Source organism: Sphingobacterium sp. UBA6645, assembly GCF_002455685.1.
GTDB lineage: Bacteria > Bacteroidota > Bacteroidia > Sphingobacteriales > Sphingobacteriaceae > Sphingobacterium > Sphingobacterium hotanense.
The window spans coordinates 1-21,086 of sequence record NZ_DKLH01000020.1 but is presented as its reverse complement, the minus strand read 5'-3'; the positions used below and the strand labels follow the sequence as shown (position 1 = coordinate 21,086).

16 protein-coding genes are annotated in these 21,086 nt (G+C 40.2%); 7 read left to right on the top strand and 9 right to left on the bottom strand.

Going from position 1 to position 21,086, the window contains the following annotated elements:
- Window positions 1-2: 2 nt before the first annotated feature.
- Window positions 3-1,571, bottom strand: coding sequence for a histidine ammonia-lyase (gene hutH, locus B2400_RS03440; protein ID WP_293930825.1), 1,569 nt, complete (start codon window positions 1,569-1,571; stop codon window positions 3-5).
- A gap of 74 nt (window positions 1,572-1,645) precedes the next feature.
- Between hutH and B2400_RS03435 the strand changes: the two genes are divergently transcribed.
- On the top strand, window positions 1,646-2,554 hold the full coding sequence (locus B2400_RS03435; protein ID WP_293930822.1) for a LysR family transcriptional regulator: 909 nt from the start codon (window positions 1,646-1,648) through the stop codon (window positions 2,552-2,554).
- 16 nt (window positions 2,555-2,570) lie between these two features.
- Here the strand turns inward: B2400_RS03435 and B2400_RS03430 are convergent, their stop codons facing one another.
- From B2400_RS03430 to B2400_RS03420, 3 genes are read right to left on the bottom strand one after another with little or no spacing between them, the layout of a single operon-like run.
- Window positions 2,571-3,833 carry an AI-2E family transporter gene (locus tag B2400_RS03430; protein ID WP_293930819.1) on the bottom strand — a complete coding sequence of 421 codons (1,263 nt, stop codon included), beginning with the start codon at window positions 3,831-3,833 and terminating at the stop codon, window positions 2,571-2,573.
- Window positions 3,834-3,842: 9 nt separating this feature from the next.
- Entirely contained in the window at window positions 3,843-5,027 is a 1,185-nt protein-coding gene (locus tag B2400_RS03425; protein WP_293930816.1) for an MFS transporter, read from the bottom strand.
- A 5-nt stretch (window positions 5,028-5,032) separates the two neighbouring features.
- Complete coding sequence (locus B2400_RS03420) at window positions 5,033-5,788, bottom strand: TrmH family RNA methyltransferase (RefSeq protein ID WP_293930814.1); 756 nt, start codon at window positions 5,786-5,788, stop codon at window positions 5,033-5,035.
- Window positions 5,789-5,840: 52 nt separating this feature from the next.
- On the opposite strand from B2400_RS03420, the gene B2400_RS03415 reads away from it, so the two are divergent.
- Complete coding sequence (locus tag B2400_RS03415) at window positions 5,841-8,144, top strand: BamA/TamA family outer membrane protein (protein ID WP_293930811.1); 2,304 nt, start codon at window positions 5,841-5,843, stop codon at window positions 8,142-8,144.
- On the opposite strand, the gene B2400_RS03410 is transcribed toward B2400_RS03415, so the two are convergent.
- A complete protein-coding gene (locus B2400_RS03410; RefSeq protein WP_293930809.1) occupies window positions 8,141-8,683 on the bottom strand; it encodes a hypothetical protein in 543 nt (180 codons plus the stop codon). The two genes, B2400_RS03415 and B2400_RS03410, sit on opposite strands and share 4 nt — an antisense overlap.
- 114 nt (window positions 8,684-8,797) lie before the next feature.
- On the opposite strand from B2400_RS03410, the gene serS reads away from it, so the two are divergent.
- Window positions 8,798-10,069 (top strand): serine--tRNA ligase, encoded by a 1,272-nt coding sequence (gene serS / locus B2400_RS03405; protein ID WP_293930806.1) that lies wholly within the window; start codon window positions 8,798-8,800, stop codon window positions 10,067-10,069.
- Between the two features lie 71 nt (window positions 10,070-10,140).
- Here serS and B2400_RS03400 read toward each other — a convergent pair whose 3' ends face one another.
- Both B2400_RS03400 and B2400_RS03395 read right to left on the bottom strand, forming a co-directional pair.
- Window positions 10,141-11,136: an endonuclease/exonuclease/phosphatase family protein gene (locus B2400_RS03400; protein ID WP_260041628.1), complete on the bottom strand. Its 996-nt coding sequence runs from the start codon at window positions 11,134-11,136 to the stop codon at window positions 10,141-10,143.
- A 4-nt stretch (window positions 11,137-11,140) separates the two neighbouring features.
- Window positions 11,141-12,028 carry an endonuclease/exonuclease/phosphatase family protein gene (locus tag B2400_RS03395; RefSeq protein WP_293930802.1) on the bottom strand — a complete coding sequence of 296 codons (888 nt, stop codon included), beginning with the start codon at window positions 12,026-12,028 and terminating at the stop codon, window positions 11,141-11,143.
- Window positions 12,029-12,400: 372 nt separating this feature from the next.
- On the opposite strand from B2400_RS03395, the gene B2400_RS03390 reads away from it, so the two are divergent.
- From B2400_RS03390 to B2400_RS03375, 4 genes are all read left to right on the top strand, one after another.
- Entirely contained in the window at window positions 12,401-13,576 is a 1,176-nt protein-coding gene (locus tag B2400_RS03390) for a glycosyltransferase family 4 protein (RefSeq protein WP_293930799.1), read from the top strand.
- Window positions 13,561-14,598, top strand: coding sequence for a lysylphosphatidylglycerol synthase transmembrane domain-containing protein (locus B2400_RS03385; RefSeq protein ID WP_293930796.1), 1,038 nt, complete (start codon window positions 13,561-13,563; stop codon window positions 14,596-14,598). The genes B2400_RS03390 and B2400_RS03385 overlap by 16 nt, the downstream gene beginning before the upstream one ends.
- Before the next feature lie 28 nt (window positions 14,599-14,626).
- Window positions 14,627-15,856: a glycosyltransferase family 4 protein gene (locus tag B2400_RS03380; RefSeq protein ID WP_293930793.1), complete on the top strand. Its 1,230-nt coding sequence runs from the start codon at window positions 14,627-14,629 to the stop codon at window positions 15,854-15,856.
- A gap of 228 nt (window positions 15,857-16,084) precedes the next feature.
- Complete coding sequence (locus B2400_RS03375; protein ID WP_293930790.1) at window positions 16,085-18,772, top strand: DNA gyrase/topoisomerase IV subunit A; 2,688 nt, start codon at window positions 16,085-16,087, stop codon at window positions 18,770-18,772.
- Window positions 18,773-18,891: 119 nt separating this feature from the next.
- On the opposite strand, the gene B2400_RS03370 is transcribed toward B2400_RS03375, so the two are convergent.
- Both B2400_RS03370 and B2400_RS03365 read right to left on the bottom strand, forming a co-directional pair.
- On the bottom strand, window positions 18,892-20,019 hold the full coding sequence (locus B2400_RS03370; RefSeq protein WP_293930788.1) for a clostripain-related cysteine peptidase: 1,128 nt from the start codon (window positions 20,017-20,019) through the stop codon (window positions 18,892-18,894).
- Window positions 20,020-20,039: 20 nt separating this feature from the next.
- The gene (locus B2400_RS03365; protein WP_293930840.1) at window positions 20,040-21,035 is read right to left on the bottom strand and encodes an endonuclease/exonuclease/phosphatase family protein; all 996 of its coding nucleotides are present in this window, start codon (window positions 21,033-21,035) and stop codon (window positions 20,040-20,042) included.
- Between the last annotated feature and the right edge of the window lie 51 nt (window positions 21,036-21,086).

Below are 21,086 nucleotides of genomic sequence, written 5' to 3'. Positions count from 1 at the left end.
GTTTAACATTCAAAATATGAAGCACCTGTTCCTAAATATTCCACTCCTTGTTGACTAGCAACCTTATTCGCTACCTCAACAAGTGCGCCTGATTTAACAAGCTCCAGCGCCGCATCAAGAAGATCAGTCATGGGTTGATCCTCTTCAATATGCGGAATTGACTCCCTGATGTGCTGATGTATCGCTTCGATAACAGCAGTTGATTTCAAAGGTTGATGGTAATCCTTGGCTTGTGCTGCACAAAGTAGTTCTATACTTAAAATCTTGTCTACATTATCCAATACCTGCAGCAATTTCCTTCCGGAGATCGACCCCATGCTTACATGGTCTTCCTGCCCTAAGGAAGTAGGAATGCTATCCGCACTTGCCGGAAAGCAAAGTCCTTTATTTTCGCTTGCAATTGCTGCCGTACTATATTGAAGAATCATAAATCCGGAGTTTAGACCAGTAGATTTCATGAGTAATTTAGGAACCCCGTTGGTTTCGCCTTCGAGGGATAAGTAAACCCTTCTATCCGATATATTCCCTAGTTCAGAAACCGCCAAGGTTGCATAATCTAAAGGAAGAGCGATTGGCTGCCCATGGAATGAACCCCCTGAGATCGTCAATTCATTGTTGATAATAATTGGATTATCCGTCACCGAGTTGATTTCTGTTTCAATAATTTCTTTAAAATGCAACCAAGCGTTCCTTGAAGCGCCATGAACCTGCGGAATACAACGCAGCGAATATGGGTCTTGAACACGAGAACAGTTTTTATGTGATTCCAACACCTCAGAGCCTTTTAATAAGTTGAATATCGTTGAAGCGACAAAAACGTTGCCCTTATATGGTCTTAACTGATGTAATTCGCTAAAGAAAGGTTTGATAGATCCATTTAGCCCTTCGATCATCAGGGTGGCAATTAAGTCGGCATTGTCCATTAATCGTTTCATTTCTACGACAGCCTTGACGCCATGAGCCGCCATAAACTGCGTACCATTAATTAATGCTAAACCCTCTTTAGCGCCTAAGTGAATCGCCTCCATTCCATATTGATCTAAGACATCCTGCGTTGCACTTATTTTCCCCTGGTACCAAACCTTACCAAGTCCAATTAATGGTAAAAACAGATGTGAGAGTGGCGCTAAATCGCCTGATGCCCCCACGGAACCCTGCTTAGGAACAACTGGTATGACATCGTTTTCAATATGCCAAATAATTCGTTCGACTGTTGTTAATTGAACGCCCGAATAGCCTTTTGCCAATGCTTGAACTTTCAATATCATCATCAACTTACTTAATTCGGCGTCGATTGGCTCGCCTACGCCTACCGCATGGCTTTTAAGGATATTCTCCTGTAGCTTCTTCGTGTCATTCGCACCGATTAAACTCGTGCAAAGGGGTCCAAAACCCGTATTGATACCATAAACTACCTTTCCGGCGTCAACAATTTCTTGCACATATTGTGCACTCCGATTTATGCCAGCCGTAACTTCTTCGGTTAAAACAGCTTTAGTTTCACCTTTTGCAATTGAAACAGCAATTGCACTGCTCAATATATCTTGTCCGTAATTGAATGATTTCATCATAAAATGCTTTATATCCAAATTTAGCCCCTATATTTGATAATCAGTAATATCAATTTTATCATCGACTGATAACTATGAATTATCAAATAGAACTAAGACATCTGCAATATTTCAAGGTCCTCGCTGAGGAACTCCACTTTCGTCGGGCGGCGGAGCGCTTATATATTGCTCAGCCGGGACTATCGAGACAGATAAAACAATTGGAAGAATATTATCGAGCGCCACTATTTATACGAGATAAAAGAAACGTTGCATTGACTGTCGCTGGTGAATATCTCAAGACGGAAGTTGATCTACTATTTAATCAGATGGGAATCATAAAAACGCAGATTGAGAAAATCGCTGAAGGAAAACTAACTTCTCTAAAATTGGGTTTCATCGGTTCTGCCGTCCAAGCAATTTTACCACAGCTATTAGTCGAGCTAAAACAGCAGCAGCCACTCATTGATATTACGCTGAATGAACTCACTAACGAAGCACAATTAGACATGCTTTTAAGAAATGAATTGGATTTCGGATTTGTACGAATAAAGGATACTCCTATGGGTTTGCGCTCTATTCCGATTTTGACCGATCATTTTGCGCTTGTTGTGCCAAAAACACATTCATTAGCGAAATCGAAGAAAGTGAATCTGCAGGATTTTAAAGATGAATCTTTTATCCTTTTTTCTAAAGAATATAGCAATTCCTATTACGAACTTGTGATGAGCATTTTCCAAGACCAAGGGTTTCAGCCTCACGTTGCTTTGAAAACGGTAAATGCATTAAGTATCTTTAATTTAGTCTCCCAGGGTTTAGGCGTTGCAATCGTTCCTTCGTCCTTAAAAAAAGGCTACCATACGCACGTTGATTTCCTTGAATTACAGCATATCCCACAACGAACGACACTCTCGCTGCTGTGGAATGACAACAGCAGAAATCCTGGGATTGAACTGCTGTTAAACATCGTTAAAAACATTGAGAAAAGAATTCTCAAGAAATAAGCAAGGTGGCGGACCGTTATTTTTCTTCTGTTTGACCGTCTTTATCTAATGGTAACTCTTCAGATTCGTTTACTTCTTTATAGGAAATCTCCGTCTTCGGCTCATTTGTTTTTTCGTCGGTCTTCACCTGCACGTCCATTTCAACTTTTTTCTTGTTTTTTGGAAGCCGAACGATACCCCATTTCATCAGCAATTCTTGCGTTGAGTTCCGTTTGAGGTGCATCTTCTCGGGCTCACCAATTAGAAATCCAACCGCCGACATGCCAGGGGAAGCGTCGAAGATTACTTTTAAGGTTGCTATAAATGGTAAAGCCAGGATTAAACCCGCTAGCCCGAATAACATACCTCCAAGTAAAATACCGATAATCGCCATTAATGGATTAATACTAACCTTACTTCCCACGATATTCGGGGTGATGATGTTACCTTCCAAGAATTGAACGACCTGAAACCAAGCAACCACTCCTACGGCATACCATGCATTATCTTTTACAGCAAGAGCAAACAGTGCGGGAAGTATAGATCCTATAGCAATTCCGATATAAGGCAGGAGCATTAAGAGCGAGGCAAGCGACCCGAAAAACCAAGCATAGTCGATGCCCATAAGCATCAAACCTCCTGTATTCAGCACCGCGACAATCCCCATTACTGTAACCAAGCCTACTAGATAGCTTTGTACAACCTCGTATATTTTATTCAAGACCTCATTTACCTTATGTTGAGGTGATTTACGGAATGCTTTGAAGAAAAATTCACGGAAGAAATCTCTATAATACAATAGAAAAAATACATACAAAGGAACTAGAATAGCGCTTGCCAGCATATTACCGATAGAACCAAACATGCCGGTAACCATGCCTCCGGCATTTTCCAATGCCTTATTTCCTTGGTCACGCAGCTGTTCCATCACTTCAGAGCGTTGAATGCCAAACTGCTTCTCTATCCACTCTTGCCCGCGCTCTAATACTGATAATACTTTATCTGTAATTGCGCTAGCATCTTTTCCGATAATGATACTTTCATGCACGATGAACCAAATCAGCCCGGAAATAATCGCTATCGCGACTATAACCGCTAATATCGAAGAGAAAGCTTTTCCTAATCGTAGTCTCTCGAAAAATCGAGCCAACGGAAAAAGAGAAATCGCTAATAATATCGCAAAAAGCAAAGGCAATAGCACCCCTTGTGTCACATACATCAGTCCTATAATCAGGACAGTGGCAAATAGTGAGGCTGCAAGTTCAAACGAATAAGGTCTCTTCGGCGAGCTGTTTTCCATAAAGTTTTATTAGTTAATCAATGTGTTTTTACGTTTTTTGTCCCAGTAAAGTACATACGCGAAGGCCAAGAACACGATGATGGCATCAGCATACATGATATAAGGTATTCGCGTTATATGGTCATGAAAAATGTAACCTGCAAATAATGCGCCAGCTCCGATTCCGGCCTCGAGCGCGATATACATGGTCGCCATAGCCTTACCGCGATATTGTGGAAGGGAGAGATCAATGGTCCAAGCATTTACTGCTGGTGAAAAGATTCCTGTACCTATACCATATAAACATGCCCCGATAACTAAATTTAAGATGTTATCGCTATAACCTATGTAAAAAATAGAAATCGTGATAATGACTAAGCCCACTTTCATCACTGCTATTCTTCCGTATCGATCAGCAACCTTTCCTGACACAAATCGAACAGCAATGGACGCTAGCGTATAAGCTAGAAAGAACATTCCCTTATTCGCAATGCCGAGATGATCGCTCCAATCGGGAATCAAGGTAAGTATTACTCCATATGCGGTATATGACAACATAGTCACGATTGCCGCGGGAATTACACGGACCTCGATAATATCTCTTCTGGATATCTTGAGCATCTTAGGCGAAAAGCGCTGCCGTGTATTCAATGTTTCTTTCATATTCATAACGATAATGATCGAAAAGAATGCGAACGCCGAAGATGCATAAAACATGCTGTTTAAACCGTAATCCATCGCGATATAAGATCCGATTGCCGGTCCGATTGCGCCTCCTATGCTAAAGCATAATCCATGCATCCCAAGTGCCTCGCCCCAACGGGTAGAAGGGATTATGTCTGCAATATAGGCCGAAGTCGCTGTCGGTTTAAATCCTGTAGAAAATCCGTGGACTAATCGTAAGAGAAAAAAGCCGGATATACTTGTTAGGATGGGATAAAAGAACCCACACAAAACACAGACAATTGAGCCGATTGCCATCACAGGCACTCGTCCCCATTTGTCGGTTAATCGTCCCGAAAAGGGTCGTGAAATCCCAGCCGTCAGTGTAAATAATGAAATGATAAGGCCTTTATGCTCCGCGCCTCCCAATGATGATAAATAGGCTGGGAGTTCAGGAATGATCATATTAAAGCTCGCTGAAAACAGCAGAGAGCTTAAACAAAGCAAGCCAAATTGGAGGGTATATAATTTTTGATCTTCGGGGACTTCCATTTTTATTATCGTTTCAAAAATCCTTGCCTAGCGACTTCTGAACAAAAAAGCGTTGTTGCGATCGCTACATTTAAGGATTCTGCTTTACCGATTCGTGGTATTGTAACGGCATGGTCGATTCGGCTTAACAAGCTTTTTCGAATACCATTGCCCTCATTTCCCATAAGAATCAATCCCGCATCAGAAAAGTTCGTTTCATAGATAGATGCGCCATCAAGCAAAGCGCCAAATACAGGAAGCGATGATTCTTGAAGGAATTGTTCAATATCTACATAATAGATTTTAACACGGGACAGCGAGCCCATGGTCGCTTGTACTACTTTAGGGTTATAACAGTCTACCGTTCCGATGGAACAGATGATATGTTCAATACCGAACCATTCTGCAGTACGAATTATCGTACCTAGATTTCCTGGATCTTGAACATCGTCTAACACAAGGCTATGTTTAGTTTCCAAGGCTTTTGCATCCAGTTCAGCATCATTTGGCAATTGAACCAATGCTAAAGCGCCCTGCGGATTCTTCAATTGACTAATCCTGCCTAATTCGGTATCATTCAGCTCTTCGAGTTTTATATTTTGAGGGATTTTACCCAATTTTGCAAGAGCATCTGCTGTAGCATAGATTTTTTGTATCTTGTAATTAGAGTGTACAAACTCTAAGACTGATTTTATTCCTTCTACAACAAACATCTGCTGTTGATTTCGGAATTTTTTATGCTGTAATGATGCAATTAGACTGATTTGTGCTTTTGACAACATAGGGTGAATGACTAAAAAACGAAGAATTTTATTTTTTGCAAGTATAACATTTTTGTTGCTATTTTTTGCTTCCTGTCGTTCTGCAAAGTACCTCGAAGATCAACAAGCCTTGGTCACTGATATCGATATTAACGGAGTTACTCCAGAGCTGAAAGAAAATACGCAGATGTATATCGCCAATGAAATCAGACCAAATTCTCCGCTCTATCTCACGATTTATAACCTGTTCAACACCAGAGACGGACGTTATAAAACTGAAAAAATAAAGAATGTCGGTGAAGCACCGCGCATCCTCGACTCTGCTATGGTTGAACTTTCTGCTAACCAGATTCAACGTTATCTGCAGACAAAAGGTTATTTCAATGCTTCCGTAACGCCTTCCATAACGATCAACAAGAAAAAAGCACATATTGATTTTAATGCAGTCTTAGGTACCCCCTATTTGGTAAATGATATTGCCCGAACTGTAAATGACCCGAAAGTTCGCGAATTATATGAGAGCAAAGTCGTGCCGAAATCGAGCATTCAGAAAGGTAAGCAATATGATGCTGCAGATTTCTATGCTGAACGCGAAAACATGTATACGCAAATGCGAGAGAATGGTTATTACGACTATCTACGACAATATATGCGCGTTGGGCTTGACACGTTAGGCAAATCATTCAGTACCAATATAAAATTGCAAATCAGCGATCCTTCGGATTCAACGCAACATCAGATTTACACGATCAATGAAGTCCATTTTCGTATTGAAGCGCCGGAAGAGGGGTTGAAGCGCAATGAGACCGCCGAATTCGACACACTAACCCAAATTAGTTTCACTGATGAAACGGAACGCTTCAAGTTAAGACCGCTGGCTCGCTACGCCTATCTTCGTAGCGGACAAATCTACAATAGCGATAATGAGGAACTCTCCTATGATCGTTTATATGAGACTAACGGGTTTAGATCGGTAAAGATCAATTATGAGAAAAAAGACTCTTCGAAATTAGATGTCTATTATAACTTAATTCCTCGCTCTGCAATGAGCAATCAGATTGAAGGGGAATTTACATTCTCCTCTGGGATGAGCGGATTTAATATTGGGAACACGTTCTCCCACCGCAACGTTTTCGGCGGATCGGAAACCATTGAGGTGAAACTACGCTATGGGGTGCTCTTTGATACACGGTTGCCAGGCAATCTGACTGATAAGATATTCAACAACGATCTACAATTTGGTGTTAACCTTTCTTTTCCGAGGCTATTAACTCCATTTGGCGTTCGTAGTGTCGGACGATACGGAATTCCAAGAACGACATTCTCTTCGAGCTTACAACTATTCTTCCAAGATCAAACTTATGCGAATCGATACTGGATAAACAGTTTGAATTACATGTGGTATCAATCAAGCAATAGCTTACACAGTTTGACACCAGTGGTGATTGAGTATAGAGATGGGCGACTGAATGATGCCTTTAGACAGCAATTACTGGAAGAGGGCTATCAATTATATGTAGAAAGTAATCACCGACAATATTTCGGATTAGGAGCTCAATATGCTTATACCTTCAATTCTCCGAAATTGACACGCAAAGAAACCTTCAATTATTTCCGTGGAGGTGTGGATATCTCCGGGAACTTACTGGGATTGCTTGGAAATGTTGTCAATTTCAAACAGAACGAAAGTGGAGAAAAATTAATTTTCGGGGTTCCATTCCTTCAATATATCAAGGGTGAAGTTGATTACAGATGGTATAAATTTCTTGGAGGAAATAAGCAGTTCGTATTTCGATTCAACTCTGGAGTCGCTGTTCCTTACGGTAATAATTCGAGATTAATGATTTTTGAAAAGAGTTTCTTTGCCGGGGGTATGAATGGAATTCGAGCATGGCAGGCAAGAACTTTAGGCCCTGGAGGCTATAATCGAGAAGTGGTACGCGAAGAACTGAGGGTTAACTTAAGAAATCTGGATCAATTGGGAGAGATTAAAATCGAAAGCAATGCAGAATATCGATTCAGATTATTGAATAATTTCTTTGGTGCGAAGTTAAATGGAGCCACGTTCGTTGATGCCGGTAACATCTGGAACCTTCGAGAAAACACGATTAATCTGGATGGTGAATTTAAATTCAACAAATTCCTATCCCAAATAGCCATAGGAACGGGTTTTGGTCTACGAGTAGATATGGATTACTTTATTATTCGTTTAGATGCTGGCTTGAAAGTAAAGGATCCCCAATTTAAGGGAAAGGAACAGTGGGTAATCCGCAGGTTATTTAATGCAAGTGAATTCAAACAGGTCTATTATGACGCTCATAAGCCCGACCGCTATAACTTTTTGCAATATAATTTCGGAGTGGGAATGCCGTTCTAGATCAAATCTTTAAGCCCCATAATACTACTCTCAATCAGTTGTTTCACGTCTAAACCTTTACTGTAATTAAGGTACAAGTAGATTGCCGCAAGAATCAAAAGCGTTACTAGGAAGCGCTTAAACTTGTAGGCAATAAATAAGATCAGTAGCGGAAGTGCGATAAGCAGGAACCCTGAAATCTTAAAAGGACTGATACCCTTTTCTGTAACACGCAAAAAATACAATTTGCCGATTTCTTTTGCAGGACTATTGTGTTTAAAAAACACGAAAGTAGATGATTCTATGGGGTTTGCCGTTACAGCGACGCCGTCATTGAATTGAAGATCTTGTTGGAAACCGTTGATGGTGAATTTATAGCTTCCTTGTATATTGTTATTCGTCTTATCCAAACTATCCACGGCGATAATTGCGAGTTTTCCGTTTTGGGATAAATTTTCTTTAACATCAAAATCTACAATATTAGACTGCTGAGCCCACGCATTTTGCCATAGCAATTGGGTTAAGCTAATAAACAACAATAGAGCGAACAGCTTTTTCATGTTGCAATGATACAAAATTGCTAGGATTCTAAAAATGTCATGCCGCAATTTCGACTTCATTAATTACCTAGGTCTTCTTATCTTTGTGCTTTATTTTAACAAAAGTAAAGTTATATGTTGCAATTAAATTACATCCGTGAAAACAGGGATAAGGTAGTTGAAAGACTTGCTATTAAGAATTTCAACGACGCTGATTTGGTAGACCAGATCATAGCATTGGATGAACAACGTCGTAATATCCAAAACCAGTCTGACTCTATTGCTGCGGAAGCTAATTCGTCGGCAAAACAGATTGGAGATCTAATGCGTCAGGGCAAAAAAGAAGAAGCTGAAGCTATCAAATCGCAATCTGCATCATATAAGGAACAATTAAAAGAATATACACAAGAGCTGGAACGAGTTGAAATCGAGCTACATAACAAATTAATTCAACTTCCAAATCTACCTCACACCTTAGTTCCAAAAGGAATTACTCCTGAGGAGAATGAGGTTGTATTAGAAAATGGTGATAAACCTGCGCTTGCCGAGGATGCATTACCGCATTGGGAGCTTGCTGCAAAATATGACATCATTGATTTCGAACTTGGAACCAAAGTTACAGGCGCTGGTTTCCCTGTTTATAAAGGGAAAGGGGCAAGATTGCAACGAGGATTAATCAACTTCTTCTTAGATGAAGCCGCCAAAATGGGATACCGCGAAGTTCAAGTGCCGATTGTGGTGAACGAAGCGTCAGCATATGCTACCGGTCAGTTACCAGATAAAGAAGGTCAAATGTACCATGTGGTAAATGATGATCTTTATTTAATTCCTACAGCGGAAGTGCCTATTACGAATATTTATAGAGATACAATTGTAAAAGCGGAGGATTTTCCGATAAAACATTGTGGTTATACGCCATGTTTTCGTCGTGAAGCGGGTTCATATGGAGCCCATGTACGTGGTTTGAATCGTCTTCATCAATTTGACAAGGTAGAGTTAGTACAAATTGTTCATCCTGAACAATCATACACTACTTTAGAGGAAATGAGCACATATGTTCAATCATTATTGCAGAAATTGGGGCTTCCGTATCGTGTGTTACGTCTTTGTGGCGGTGACATGAGCTTTACATCGGCTATGACTTATGATATGGAAACTTACAGTGCCGCACAGAAAAGATGGTTGGAAGTTTCTTCCGTATCTAACTTTGAAACCTATCAAGCGAATCGCTTAAAAGTTCGTTTCAAGAATGATGAAGGCAAAACGCAACTCGCACATACGCTGAATGGTTCTGCATTAGCACTGCCGCGTATCGTTGCAACGCTATTGGAAAATAATCAAACAGAAAAGGGAATAAAGATTCCTGAGGTATTAGTTCCTTACGTTGGTTTTGAATATATCGACTAAGCAAACAACGAAAATAAACAGGGCTATCCAAACCGGATGGCCCTTTTTTATGTATAGCTGCTTAGAAATCGTTAGGCTGTTGCCAATACCTTTTGCTCAATTAGTGGTTTAGACTCATGTGCAGGAACAGAACGTTCCATGCTCCATTCCCAATCGAATTGCATAGAGACAGCTAAATGATCCGATAATGCCTGATTGTTTGAATTGGTAAACAAGACATTTTCGACCTGATAATCCTTAGGCAGGAATTTCAGATGCTCGCTATCTCGAAAGAAAATCTTGTCTAGACTTTCTGTGTCATTGTTCAGCGAAAGCATATGCTGTGCAACAAATTTCGGAATGATTTCTGGGAATACGTTCTTCCGTAGGAAATTCACCCATCCATCGGTCAAACCCGTCGACTCAATAAATTCATAGAGGTTATCACGTTTGTATGCATAATGTGCATTAAAGTCGCCCATTACTATCAACGGTTTTCCTTCAGAGTGTTCGTTGATGTATTTCGCAAGCTGCCTAAAATTCTCTCGGCGTGCTCTCGTTGCACGAGCGACATCACTAGAGTTTGCATGAACATTATAAACATCAACAATAATTCCCGGTGCCAACTGAATTTGTGTAAAACTAAAGCCTTTGACTGTCCAACAATCGGGACCAGAACAATGGCGCCATGGGATGCGATGATAGGATAAAATGGGAAAATGGGATAACGTATTTAAACCGTCTCCAATCGGTATTTTACCTTTATGATTGGTCTTATATTCGTGTTCATTGCGTGAATAAAACGAATTATTATAATTAAAGTCTTCTTGCACATTCACGATGTCAAAGGACTTTATTTTTTCTCCAATCTCAGCGATAGCTTCTTTTCTGATGGTTTTGGCGGCAGAGATTCCTTGAGGTAATCCGGCTATATTATATGTAAGGACACTAAATTCCCCCTTGATTACCGAAGCATCCTCTTCTTGTTTTTCGTGAGGAAAATCGACCGATATGAGTTTGTTCTTTAAGTTGTTAAAAACAAACAAGAAAGCGATTACTAAACCTACAATAATTAATAGTACAGTCATTTATCTATAATTTGGCGTCAGCATATGTTTGTTCTCTCGCAGCATTGAGTAGCGACACTTCGCGCGTTGAAGACTCTTCTTGCTTTTCTATAATCTCCCATCGTAAAGCCATCGATATGGCGCAATGGTCTGAAAGCGCTGCTCCCTCCTTAGTTTGAAAGAGTTCCTTTTCTACCCGATAGCCTTTTGGAATCATACTTAGTTTTGAACTGCCCCGAAAGTATATCTTATCAATACTCTCACAGGCTTCATCAATATCCAAAGCTAATCGTGCCTTAAATCCTGACACAACTTCTGGTATTTCTCCCCTATTCCTAACTTCAACCCAACCATCTATCATTCCCGTTTCTTTCTTGAAATCACGGATATTATCCTCAGAAAAAGTATAATGGGCGTTGAAGTCTCCCATAATCAGTACAGCCTCCCCATCGGAATGCTGCTTCACATAAGCGGCAAATTGAAGAAGATTCTGCTTTCTCGCAACAATTGCATCTTTGTTATCCTGGGCTGTGGCATGTATGTTATAGACGTCCAAGAACACGCCTTTACTTAGCTCCATACGTGTATAACTAAATCCTTTGGGGGTCAAACAATCGGCGCCACTGCAGTCCTTCCACGCTACGCGTTCGATCGCAACGATAGGATATTTAGACAACGTGCTAAGTCCGTCACTAAAGGGAATTGTTCCCATAGCCTCCGTACGGTATGGATGCGAATTGTCGGCATACAGAAATTCATTATAGTTAAAATCCTCTTGCACATTCACAATATCGAAATGATTAATACGCTGCCCTATACTTCGTATACTGCTTGCTCGTGGTGTTTTCGCCGAAGATATGATTTGGGGCAGACCCGCAACATTGTAGGTCAGGACCTTTAGCTCTCCAGACATTGCTTCACTAAGATCTGCAGTAGGGACGGCGACAAGCTGCTGGGAATTCTTGTTAGGTTTAAAGCTGAGTATGAAACTGAGGCTGCAAAAAAGTAAGGTGAGTAAACCAAGCAACCTGAAATTCCGAGCTCTACTTTTTCGTGGATAAGGAAGATTGATTAGCATATGTATCTAAACTTTGCTCTATTACAAAATTAGAAGGGCATTGTAACCTATTCCTTTACTTAAGATTAAACATTTGTTTATTGAAATAAAGGAAAAGATTAACTCATAACATCCCGGCAACATCATCTTTATAATTCCTTAATGAATTCTTCTCAAAGACTAAATATGAGGCTCTTACCTTTATCAGAACCCTTTAAACACTACGATATGAAAAAGGTTGCTTTTTTCTCAGAAATGCTTATTGAAGATTTCGATGGTGCCGCAAGAACTATGTTTCAGCTGATTAATCGGATCGATCAGTTTTCATATTCCTACTTTTTCGTCTATGGGGTTGGTCCGGAGGAGTTCCGAAATTTCAAAAGTCTTAAAGTGCCAACACTCAGAATTCCGATAAACGATGATTACTCTATCGCAGTACCGCAGCTCGCAAAAAATAAGATTGAACAAGCTTTAGATAAATTTCAACCAGATGTTATTCATATCGCTACGCCTTCCATGCTTGGCTTTTTTGCATTGAAATATGCGAGAAGAAGAAATATCCCTGTTATCAGCATCTACCACACGCATTTCATATCCTATATTGCTTATTACCTTCGAAACTTAAACGCCTTGATTCGTCCTACAGAACAATGGATGAAGAAAACGATGCAACGGTTCTACAACAATTGCCAGCGAGTATATGTTCCTACCGTCAATATAATGCAGGAGCTTCATCAGCTTGGAATCGAACAGGAAAGATTATCGATATGGCAAAGGGGCATCGATTGTGAACTTTTCAGTCCTGCAAAGAAAAACACTGCTTATTTACAGCGTTTGACACGAAACAATAAACCAACTATTCTTTTTGCAAGTCGTTTGGTTTGGGAAAAAAACATTGAGACTTTGATTGCCATATACCGTCACTTAGAACACGAAGGCATGCCTTATAATCTCGTCGTGGCAGGTGATGGCGCAGCAAAGAATGATGCAATGGAACATATGCCGCACGCCCTTTTCTTAGGAAAATTATCACATGAGGAGCTTTCAATGTTATATGCTTCGTCGGATGCATTTGTGTTTACTTCTACCTCAGAAACCTACGGAAATGTTGTTATTGAAGCAATGGCTTCCGGCTTGCCTTCTGTAATTGCTAACGGTGGAGGAAGTGGAAGTCTAGTGGATCATGGTAGAACGGGATTCAAATGCACGCCAAATAATGCGAAGGAATATGTGCATTACTTACACAAAATACTCAACAATAAAATTCTACATCACGAGATGGCGGACGCTGGACTTCAATATGTTAAACGGTTAGATTGGAACAGTCTTGCAGACATCTATTTCTCCGAAATAGATAGCTTGGCTGGACATTCATCGAACGATATAATATGGGCAGCAAGCTAGTGAACCGAAATTGGGTCAAGCTGTTAGTCCTATGCATTGTCGTCAGCTTTATCATCATCTTCCTCGTAAATACGGATATCGAAAATACCAAACAAGCCTTACGTTCGGTTGGTTTCAAATTTATTTATTTATTGATAGTCACTTATGTAGCCTATTTTTTCGGCACATGGTCTTGGCATGTTTGCTTGGGAGAAGAAAGGAAGAAAATATCGCTATTTCAATTATTCTCTGTACGACAAATCGGTGAAACTGTTGGACAATTCAATCCGACTAGTGTCGTTGGAGGCGATATCCTAAAAGCCAAACTTCTTCAGCCTTATCAAATAGACAACGCCAAAGCATTAAGTTCTGTTGCAGCTTCTCGAATAACAGCAGTGCTTTCACAAATACTTCTGTTTCTTATAGCCTGTCTATTCCTGGTGCTTAATAATAAGCATCTCGCATGGATTTCCAGCTGGGGATTTGGGTTTGCCGCGCTCATATTTTTGCTCTTACTCGTTCAAGTCCTGTTTATTATTTGGATTTCAAAGACCCACAACCTAGAAAGACGGCAAAGTTCAGCGGATGCATCCTTTATTCGAAAACTAAAAAATCGAATTCAAAACTTGATTATAGACATACGGATCTTTTATAAGAACGACAGAAAAATGTTCTGGTATTCTTATTTTCTTGCAGCAATCCATTGGATCATTGGAAGTTTAGAATTCTATCTAATCCTCATTTTCTTGGGGTTTGACATACGTATCATGGATGGGCTATTGCTTGATATGAGCGTTATTGTGTTCAAGAGCTTTGGAGCATTCATTCCAGGACAACTTGGGGTGGAAGAACTTGGGAACAAACTTATGTTGACTTTGATGGGTATAAGTTCCGCAGCTGTGTGGATCACAGTTTCTATACTGCGAAGAGCTAGGCAGATTGTTTGGATAGGAATTGGCTTCATGCTATATTTTTTTATCAAAAAGGATGTTCAGAGTGCCGCGAAGTCAACATCAGACATAAAAATGCTCGATAGTCAATAATTCCAGTTCTCACAACAAATTCAACGATATGCAATTGCTCAAACCTGAAATCCTCTTCGTTAGCCATAAATACCCTCCAGCGACTGGAGGTATGGAAAAGCAAAGCTACGAACTTATTCAGGGCGTTGCGAAGCACACGAAGGTGCATTTATTAGTTTACAAAAAAGGAGAGCAGAATCTGATTACATTCTTTTTGGAGCTGAATCGAAAAATTCTTCAAATGCTTAAGGAAAATCCGGGGATACAAGTTATTCATTTTAACGATGGATTGATCGCCTCTCTGGCACTATTTCATAAAGGATATGAGCATATCAAAAGAGTCGTCACCCTGCATGGTTTAGATGTCGTTTTCCCGTTGCGATATTTTCAACAAAAAATTATTCCCCAGTTCAACAGGTACGATTTACTTATCACCGTAAGTCATGCAACTGCAAAAGAAGCCGTATATCGAGGTATCTCGGAGGATAAGATAAGGATCATCGCCAATGGCGTAGATCATCAAATTGCAGATCAATGCGAGATGAAACTGGAACATCTACAAATAAAATATCCTATCCTTCAATCAAAACCCAATTATCTAATCACATTAGGTCGTCCAGTCAAAAGAAAGGGCTTTTCATGGTTGCTGAATCAGGTTGTACGAGATTTATCAAAAGACTTTCAATTGCTGATGGTTGGTCCCTTTAACGCAGAACCAAAGTGGACGGAGAAATTGCTAAGGCTGCTGCCAAGAAAGTTATATCATTTGTTTACACTATTTCTCGGCTATCCATCCGACGAAGTGCAAATACGACAATTGTTGAAAGATCCTGAAATAGCGTCAAAGGTCGTGCACCTAGGAAAAGTGCCATTTCATGATTTGCAAGCCCTACTCGCGAATAGTACGGCTTTTCTCATGCCGAACATTCATGTGCCTGGTGATATGGAGGGATTTGGCTTAGTCTGTTTGGAAGCATCATTAGCTGGAACTTTGGTACTTGCGTCTGCGACCGAGGGAATTACCGATGCAATTCATGATCGGAAAAACGGTATTCTCCTTCCTTCTGCAGATAAAGAGGCGTGGAGAACTATGATCCTCCAACTGCTCGAAGATCCAACCGCCTTTAACGACTTAAAAAGGAGTTATCAGACTTATTCAAAGGCACATTATAGTTGGAAGCTGATGGCATGCAATTATTGGGATGTTTTTCAAGAACTCGTTAAAGAAGAGCAAATATCCTCAGTAGACCTACAAAGGGCAAGTTTCAGCAAAGTATAAAGCACTTTCAAGTCGGAATGTATGCTAACATGAAGCCTCATATTGTCTAAAGACATGTTGCTATATATTTCTACTTGATAAACTCCAAAACGTTCGTACGTGCTCCTCGTTATAATCAATATAGAACCTTCAACGGTATTGCTCCATGCTTAGAAGTAAAATCATTTTTGTATTTTTACAAGGTTTGTGAGCATATCACTAACAGCATTAAAATTGACGGATTAGTAAATGAGTGACGAAATCAACAACATAGACGACAATAACGAATCGACCCAGAACCCAGACCAACAAAGCAGCACCGTTGCCCTTTCTGGTTTATATGAAAATTGGTTCCTAGATTATGCATCGTATGTTATTTTAGATCGTGCAGTGCCACATATCAATGACGGCTTTAAACCTGTTCAACGACGCATTCTGCATTCCCTAAAGGAAATGGATGATGGACGGTATAATAAGGCTGCAAACGTCATCGGGAACACCATGAAATACCACCCCCATGGGGATGCTTCTATCGGAGATGCCATGGTACAAATTGGGCAAAAGGATCTGTTGATTGATTGCCAGGGTAACTGGGGAGACCCTATTACCGGTGACTCCGCTGCTGCACCTCGTTATATCGAAGGACGATTATCCAAATTTGCAAACGAAGTTGTCTTCAATCCGGATACTACAGATTGGCAATTGAGCTATGACGGTCGTAATAAAGAGCCAGTAACACTTCCTGTCAAATTCCCTCTTCTACTTGCACAGGGTGCGGAAGGAATTGCCGTAGGTCTTGCAACGAAAATTATGCCGCATAACTTCAATGAATTGATTGAAGGCTCTATACAAGTTTTACGGGGCGAACGTCCGTCTATTTATCCTGACTTCCCTACCGGAGGTCTCGCCGATGTATCAGGCTATAATGAAGGAAGACGTGGAGGCAAGATCCGTGTGAGAGCGAAGATTGAAGAGCGTGATAAGAAAACCCTTGCCATTACCGAAATACCTTACGGAACAACCACCGGAAGTTTGATCGACAGTATTGTAACTGCAAACGAAAAGGGAAAGATCAAAATAAAAAAGATTGAAGATAATACAGCCGGAACGGTTGAGATTATGGTTCATCTAGCACCTGGAATCTCTCCAGATGTAACCATTGATGCACTTTATGCATTTACAGGCTGTGAAAGCTCCATCTCTCCAAACACCTGCGTAATCAAGAATAACAAGCCGCTCTTTATGAGTGTCAATGATATCTTGATCGAAAATACAAAGCAAACAAAAAGTCTCATAAAACAGGAGTTAGAAATCCGTTTGCATGAGCTACAGGAAAAAATCTTCTTTAGCTCGCTTTTAAAGATTTTCATTCAGGAAGGGATGTACAAGCATCCAGACTATGAGAATGCTGGAGATTTCGACACTGTGGTCACCGTTTTGAACCGCCTTTTCGAACCTTTCTTCCCGCAGTTCTATCGAGCAATTGAGCCAGAAGACTATAAACGTTTGATCGATAAGCCGATGAGCAGTATTACCAGATTTGACGTTAAGAAGGCTGACGAACAAATGAAATCTCTTGAAGACGACATCAAGGAAGTTCGTAAGAATTTAAGAAACCTGACAGAATACACCATTGAATGGTTCGAATATATTCGTGGCAAGTATGGGAAAGATCGCGGGCGCAAAACTGAACTACGTGTTTTCGATCGTGTAGAAGCTACGCAGGTGGCATTAGCCAATGCTAAACTATATGTCAACCGTGAAGAAGGTTTCATAGGAACGAACATGAAGAAAGACGAGCTTGTGGGCGATTGTTCTGATATCGACGATATCATCGTGTTCCGTGCAGATGGAAAATATTCTGTTGTCAAAGTTCAAGATAAGGTCTTCGTCGGAAAAGATATTATACACGTGGCGGTATTCAAAAAAGGTGATGATCGCACCGTTTATAACGTGATATACAAGGATGGTGGTACTGGAACTAGTTATATCAAACGATTCGCCGTAACAGGTGTGACACGTGATAAAGATTATGATATCGGCAAAGCGACGAAGGGCTCTAAAATCCTATATTTTACAGCGAATTCTAATGGTGAAGCTGAGGTAGTAAACATCCAATTAAAACCGCATTCAAAACTTCGTAAGCTGACTTTTGATATGGATTTTGCTGAAATCGCAATTAAAGGTAGAGCGTCCCAAGGAAATATTGTAAGCAAGTATCCCGTTAAGAAAGTGTTGTTCAAAAGTGCCGGAGTTTCCACTCTTACTGGACGCAAAATCTGGTATGACGATGTACTAAAACGTCTAAATGCAGATGAAAGAGGACGTTATTTAGGCGAGTTCGATGGTGATGATAAGATATTGTTGACCATGAGTGATGGAAGTTATGAGCTTTCAAACTTTGACCTTAGCAATCACTTCGATGATAAAATGACGCGAATGGAGAAGTTCCATCCACAACAAATTTATACAGCTATCCACCAAGATAGCAAAGGAACCTATTACGTGAAACGTTTTAATTTTGATGACTTGCCAGTTGGAAAACGTATGAAGTTTATAGGCGAAGACAGTAAGCTCATTCTTCTTACCAACAACGATGAGCCGATGGTTTCTTTGGATATACTTAAGGGTAAATCACAGACAAAAGAGCATATCGATCAGCCTTTAAATGAAATCGTTGATGTGAAAGGTATGAAAGCTCAAGGAAATAGGCTGTCGTTCCATACAGTAAAAAAAATTAAATTGTTGAGTGAAGAAAAGGACCTTTCGACTACTACGGAACCTATAAAAGAAGAAGCGACGGAGGTTCGCTCTACTGAAAATGTTGAAGGTCCGGCTGAAAATACAGAAAAGAATGACGCATCTGATATTTCGTTAGAGATAACCAATCCAGACGATATTCAGATTGATGATTCGGGACAAATGGGATTGTTCTAGACATCAAATAATTAAGAGGGGGCACTCAAAGCCCCCTTCTATTTTTTATGAACCTGTCTATTTTCACAGTCTATCAATAACTTTTCTTCTTGCTGTTTCAAAGTAACCATGATGGCTTTTTATCTTTCCCACCAAAATAATTGATTAAACCCCGACTTCTTCGTCCAATTTAAAGATTTATAATAACGCGAATAGTTATATTGATGTTGATCCGGAATATAACATGATAACCCCGAAAACTTCTTTAACGGAACACCCAAAAAATGGGTCGTATAAATCTTAAAGAGAACGACTTTATCAATCGCTTCCTCTAATTTTTTGGCAGCTTCGAAACTCAAGTGTCGCTGTCCAAAATCTAGAAAATCAAATGCAGAAATTGGCGACGTTCGGTCTAAATCTAATCGCTGAATACCATCTCGACGAACCCTCTTAACATTCATCTCTGATATCAAAAGCTTTGTGGTTTCTGCTAACATTTCTAATTGTTTCATGTCAATGAGGGAAAATGTTGCAGAACGCAAGATGCCGTCCTTTTCATTATAATACTCATAGGTGGCTATAGCTACTTCCCTTAGCCCAGAAGGTATATTGTCGTGAAACAAACCGTTCAAAACTTGATGGTAGGGCATTCCGGTGTTGATTATCTCTGTCGGAGAAGCTAAAACGAGTGGCGTTATATCTTTCAGTTCATACAGAACCTCTACCGATGCCATTGAACAAGCATCAAAAACAAGAAAATCTAAATTAGTTGGCAATGCGCTTTTCAGCGCCTTGATATCCATTGTCCTACCATCGTCATCGCCAAAGGACCGTGTTTTCAGTTTCGAAGTCCCCGGCAACCAGTTCGATGCATGCGACCAAAGCACCAATCCATAAGACTTCGCCGGGGCTAATTTCTGCATATCATCCATCACCATTTTCATAATTTTTGGATCGGAAGAATCATGGTCTGGATAGCTTTTCAGAACAGCACTCTTTATTTCACGGGAATTATCATAACTAATGCGATATATACGAGGAGATTGACCAAAAATCTTCGCATAGACGATTAACGCGCCATCAATATTCCGAAAACCTTCTTCCATTTGATTTATGTTGTCATAAGCATTTCCTGCGAGATTATTGTTTGCAGCCATGTAAAGCAAGATGGTCCGTTCTGCTATAATCTCATGAGGCTCCTTCTTACAAGAAATTAATACAGCTAAAATGAAAACTGCAAATAGTCGATATAACCAAATTTTAAACATGCTCGTATTTATCAAATTCGTCAATTGATTATTTCCTTAATTAGGTAAGTAAGAACAGGGAAATGGTCAGAATAACCATTTTGAAACATATTACCTGAAAACGTGCGAAAGGGATAACCCTTATAACGACCTTCCTTGCTGATTAAAAAGTCGGGATTAAAGATTTCAGATTTCCAAAATTTTAAAGCGCCTCGATCCGCATCGAGCAATGCCGACGATATAATCAATTGATCAAATAAATTCCATTTACCTAAATACCCCAAGGTTCCAATACCACGTTGATAATAGCCGTACATCGTATTAAACAATCCACCCGGTGCAACATGATCTTTCTTTACTTGAGCTTCCAACACTTTAGTTAAGCTCTTATCGACTGGATCATCATTAAAATCGCCCATAATGACAATCTTAGCATCCCTATCAACGCGTTGGATCGAATCGATACTCGTTTTTAAAATGTTTGCAGCATGTCCTCTAAGCTTCCATGAGTCTGCGGTAAAACGAGAAGGCCAGTGGTTTACATAGATATAGATTATCTCGTTCGATAATCGTCCTTTTACCAACAGGATATCTCTTGTGACATAATCAGCGTTTTCAGGCATCCTAAAGGGAATTGCCTTTGACTCTATTAGCTCAAACTGTCTAGCATCGTAAAGCAAGCCTACATCGATCCCCCTACGGTCTGGAGAATCAAAATGTACAATTTGATACTTATTGTCACGAATGCCCGGATCGGCAACTAAATCTTTTAAAACTTGTTGGTTTTCGACTTCGCAGACTCCAATGAGAACTGGTCCCGACGGACTGTACTGTCTGCCCAATTGGGATAACACCTGTCCCAGTCGCCTTATTTTCTTAGCATACTTTTCCTCCGTCCACTGCAACGGGCCCATCGGTGTAAACTCTGCGTCATTACCCGACGTGTCGGCGATGGCATCAAATAAGTTTTCCAAATTATAAAAAGCAAGAGGAAAAACCTGAAACTGTTTTTTTTGGGCCTGTACAAGACACGACAGCTGAAGATAAAAAAAGAAAAACAGCGTAACAATGCGAATTAAGGGTTGAAA

What these genes read in the sequence shown, in the direction of transcription:
- hutH (WP_293930825.1), bottom strand. Translation starts at nt 1,571, where the DNA reads ATGATGAAATCATTCAATTACGGACAAGATATATTGAGCAGTGCAATT.
- B2400_RS03435 (WP_293930822.1), top strand. Translation starts at nt 1,646, where the DNA reads ATGAATTATCAAATAGAACTAAGACATCTGCAATATTTCAAGGTCCTC.
- B2400_RS03430 (WP_293930819.1), bottom strand. Translation starts at nt 3,833, where the DNA reads ATGGAAAACAGCTCGCCGAAGAGACCTTATTCGTTTGAACTTGCAGCC.
- B2400_RS03425 (WP_293930816.1), bottom strand. Translation starts at nt 5,027, where the DNA reads ATGGAAGTCCCCGAAGATCAAAAATTATATACCCTCCAATTTGGCTTG.
- B2400_RS03420 (WP_293930814.1), bottom strand. Translation starts at nt 5,788, where the DNA reads ATGTTGTCAAAAGCACAAATCAGTCTAATTGCATCATTACAGCATAAA.
- B2400_RS03410 (WP_293930809.1), bottom strand. Translation starts at nt 8,683, where the DNA reads ATGAAAAAGCTGTTCGCTCTATTGTTGTTTATTAGCTTAACCCAATTG.
- serS (WP_293930806.1), top strand. Translation starts at nt 8,798, where the DNA reads ATGTTGCAATTAAATTACATCCGTGAAAACAGGGATAAGGTAGTTGAA.
- B2400_RS03400 (WP_260041628.1), bottom strand. Translation starts at nt 11,136, where the DNA reads ATGACTGTACTATTAATTATTGTAGGTTTAGTAATCGCTTTCTTGTTT.
- B2400_RS03395 (WP_293930802.1), bottom strand. Translation starts at nt 12,028, where the DNA reads ATGTCTGGAGAGCTAAAGGTCCTGACCTACAATGTTGCGGGTCTGCCC.
- B2400_RS03390 (WP_293930799.1), top strand. Translation starts at nt 12,401, where the DNA reads ATGAAAAAGGTTGCTTTTTTCTCAGAAATGCTTATTGAAGATTTCGAT.
- B2400_RS03385 (WP_293930796.1), top strand. Translation starts at nt 13,561, where the DNA reads ATGGGCAGCAAGCTAGTGAACCGAAATTGGGTCAAGCTGTTAGTCCTA.
- B2400_RS03380 (WP_293930793.1), top strand. Translation starts at nt 14,627, where the DNA reads ATGCAATTGCTCAAACCTGAAATCCTCTTCGTTAGCCATAAATACCCT.
- B2400_RS03375 (WP_293930790.1), top strand. Translation starts at nt 16,085, where the DNA reads ATGAGTGACGAAATCAACAACATAGACGACAATAACGAATCGACCCAG.
- B2400_RS03370 (WP_293930788.1), bottom strand. Translation starts at nt 20,019, where the DNA reads ATGTTTAAAATTTGGTTATATCGACTATTTGCAGTTTTCATTTTAGCT.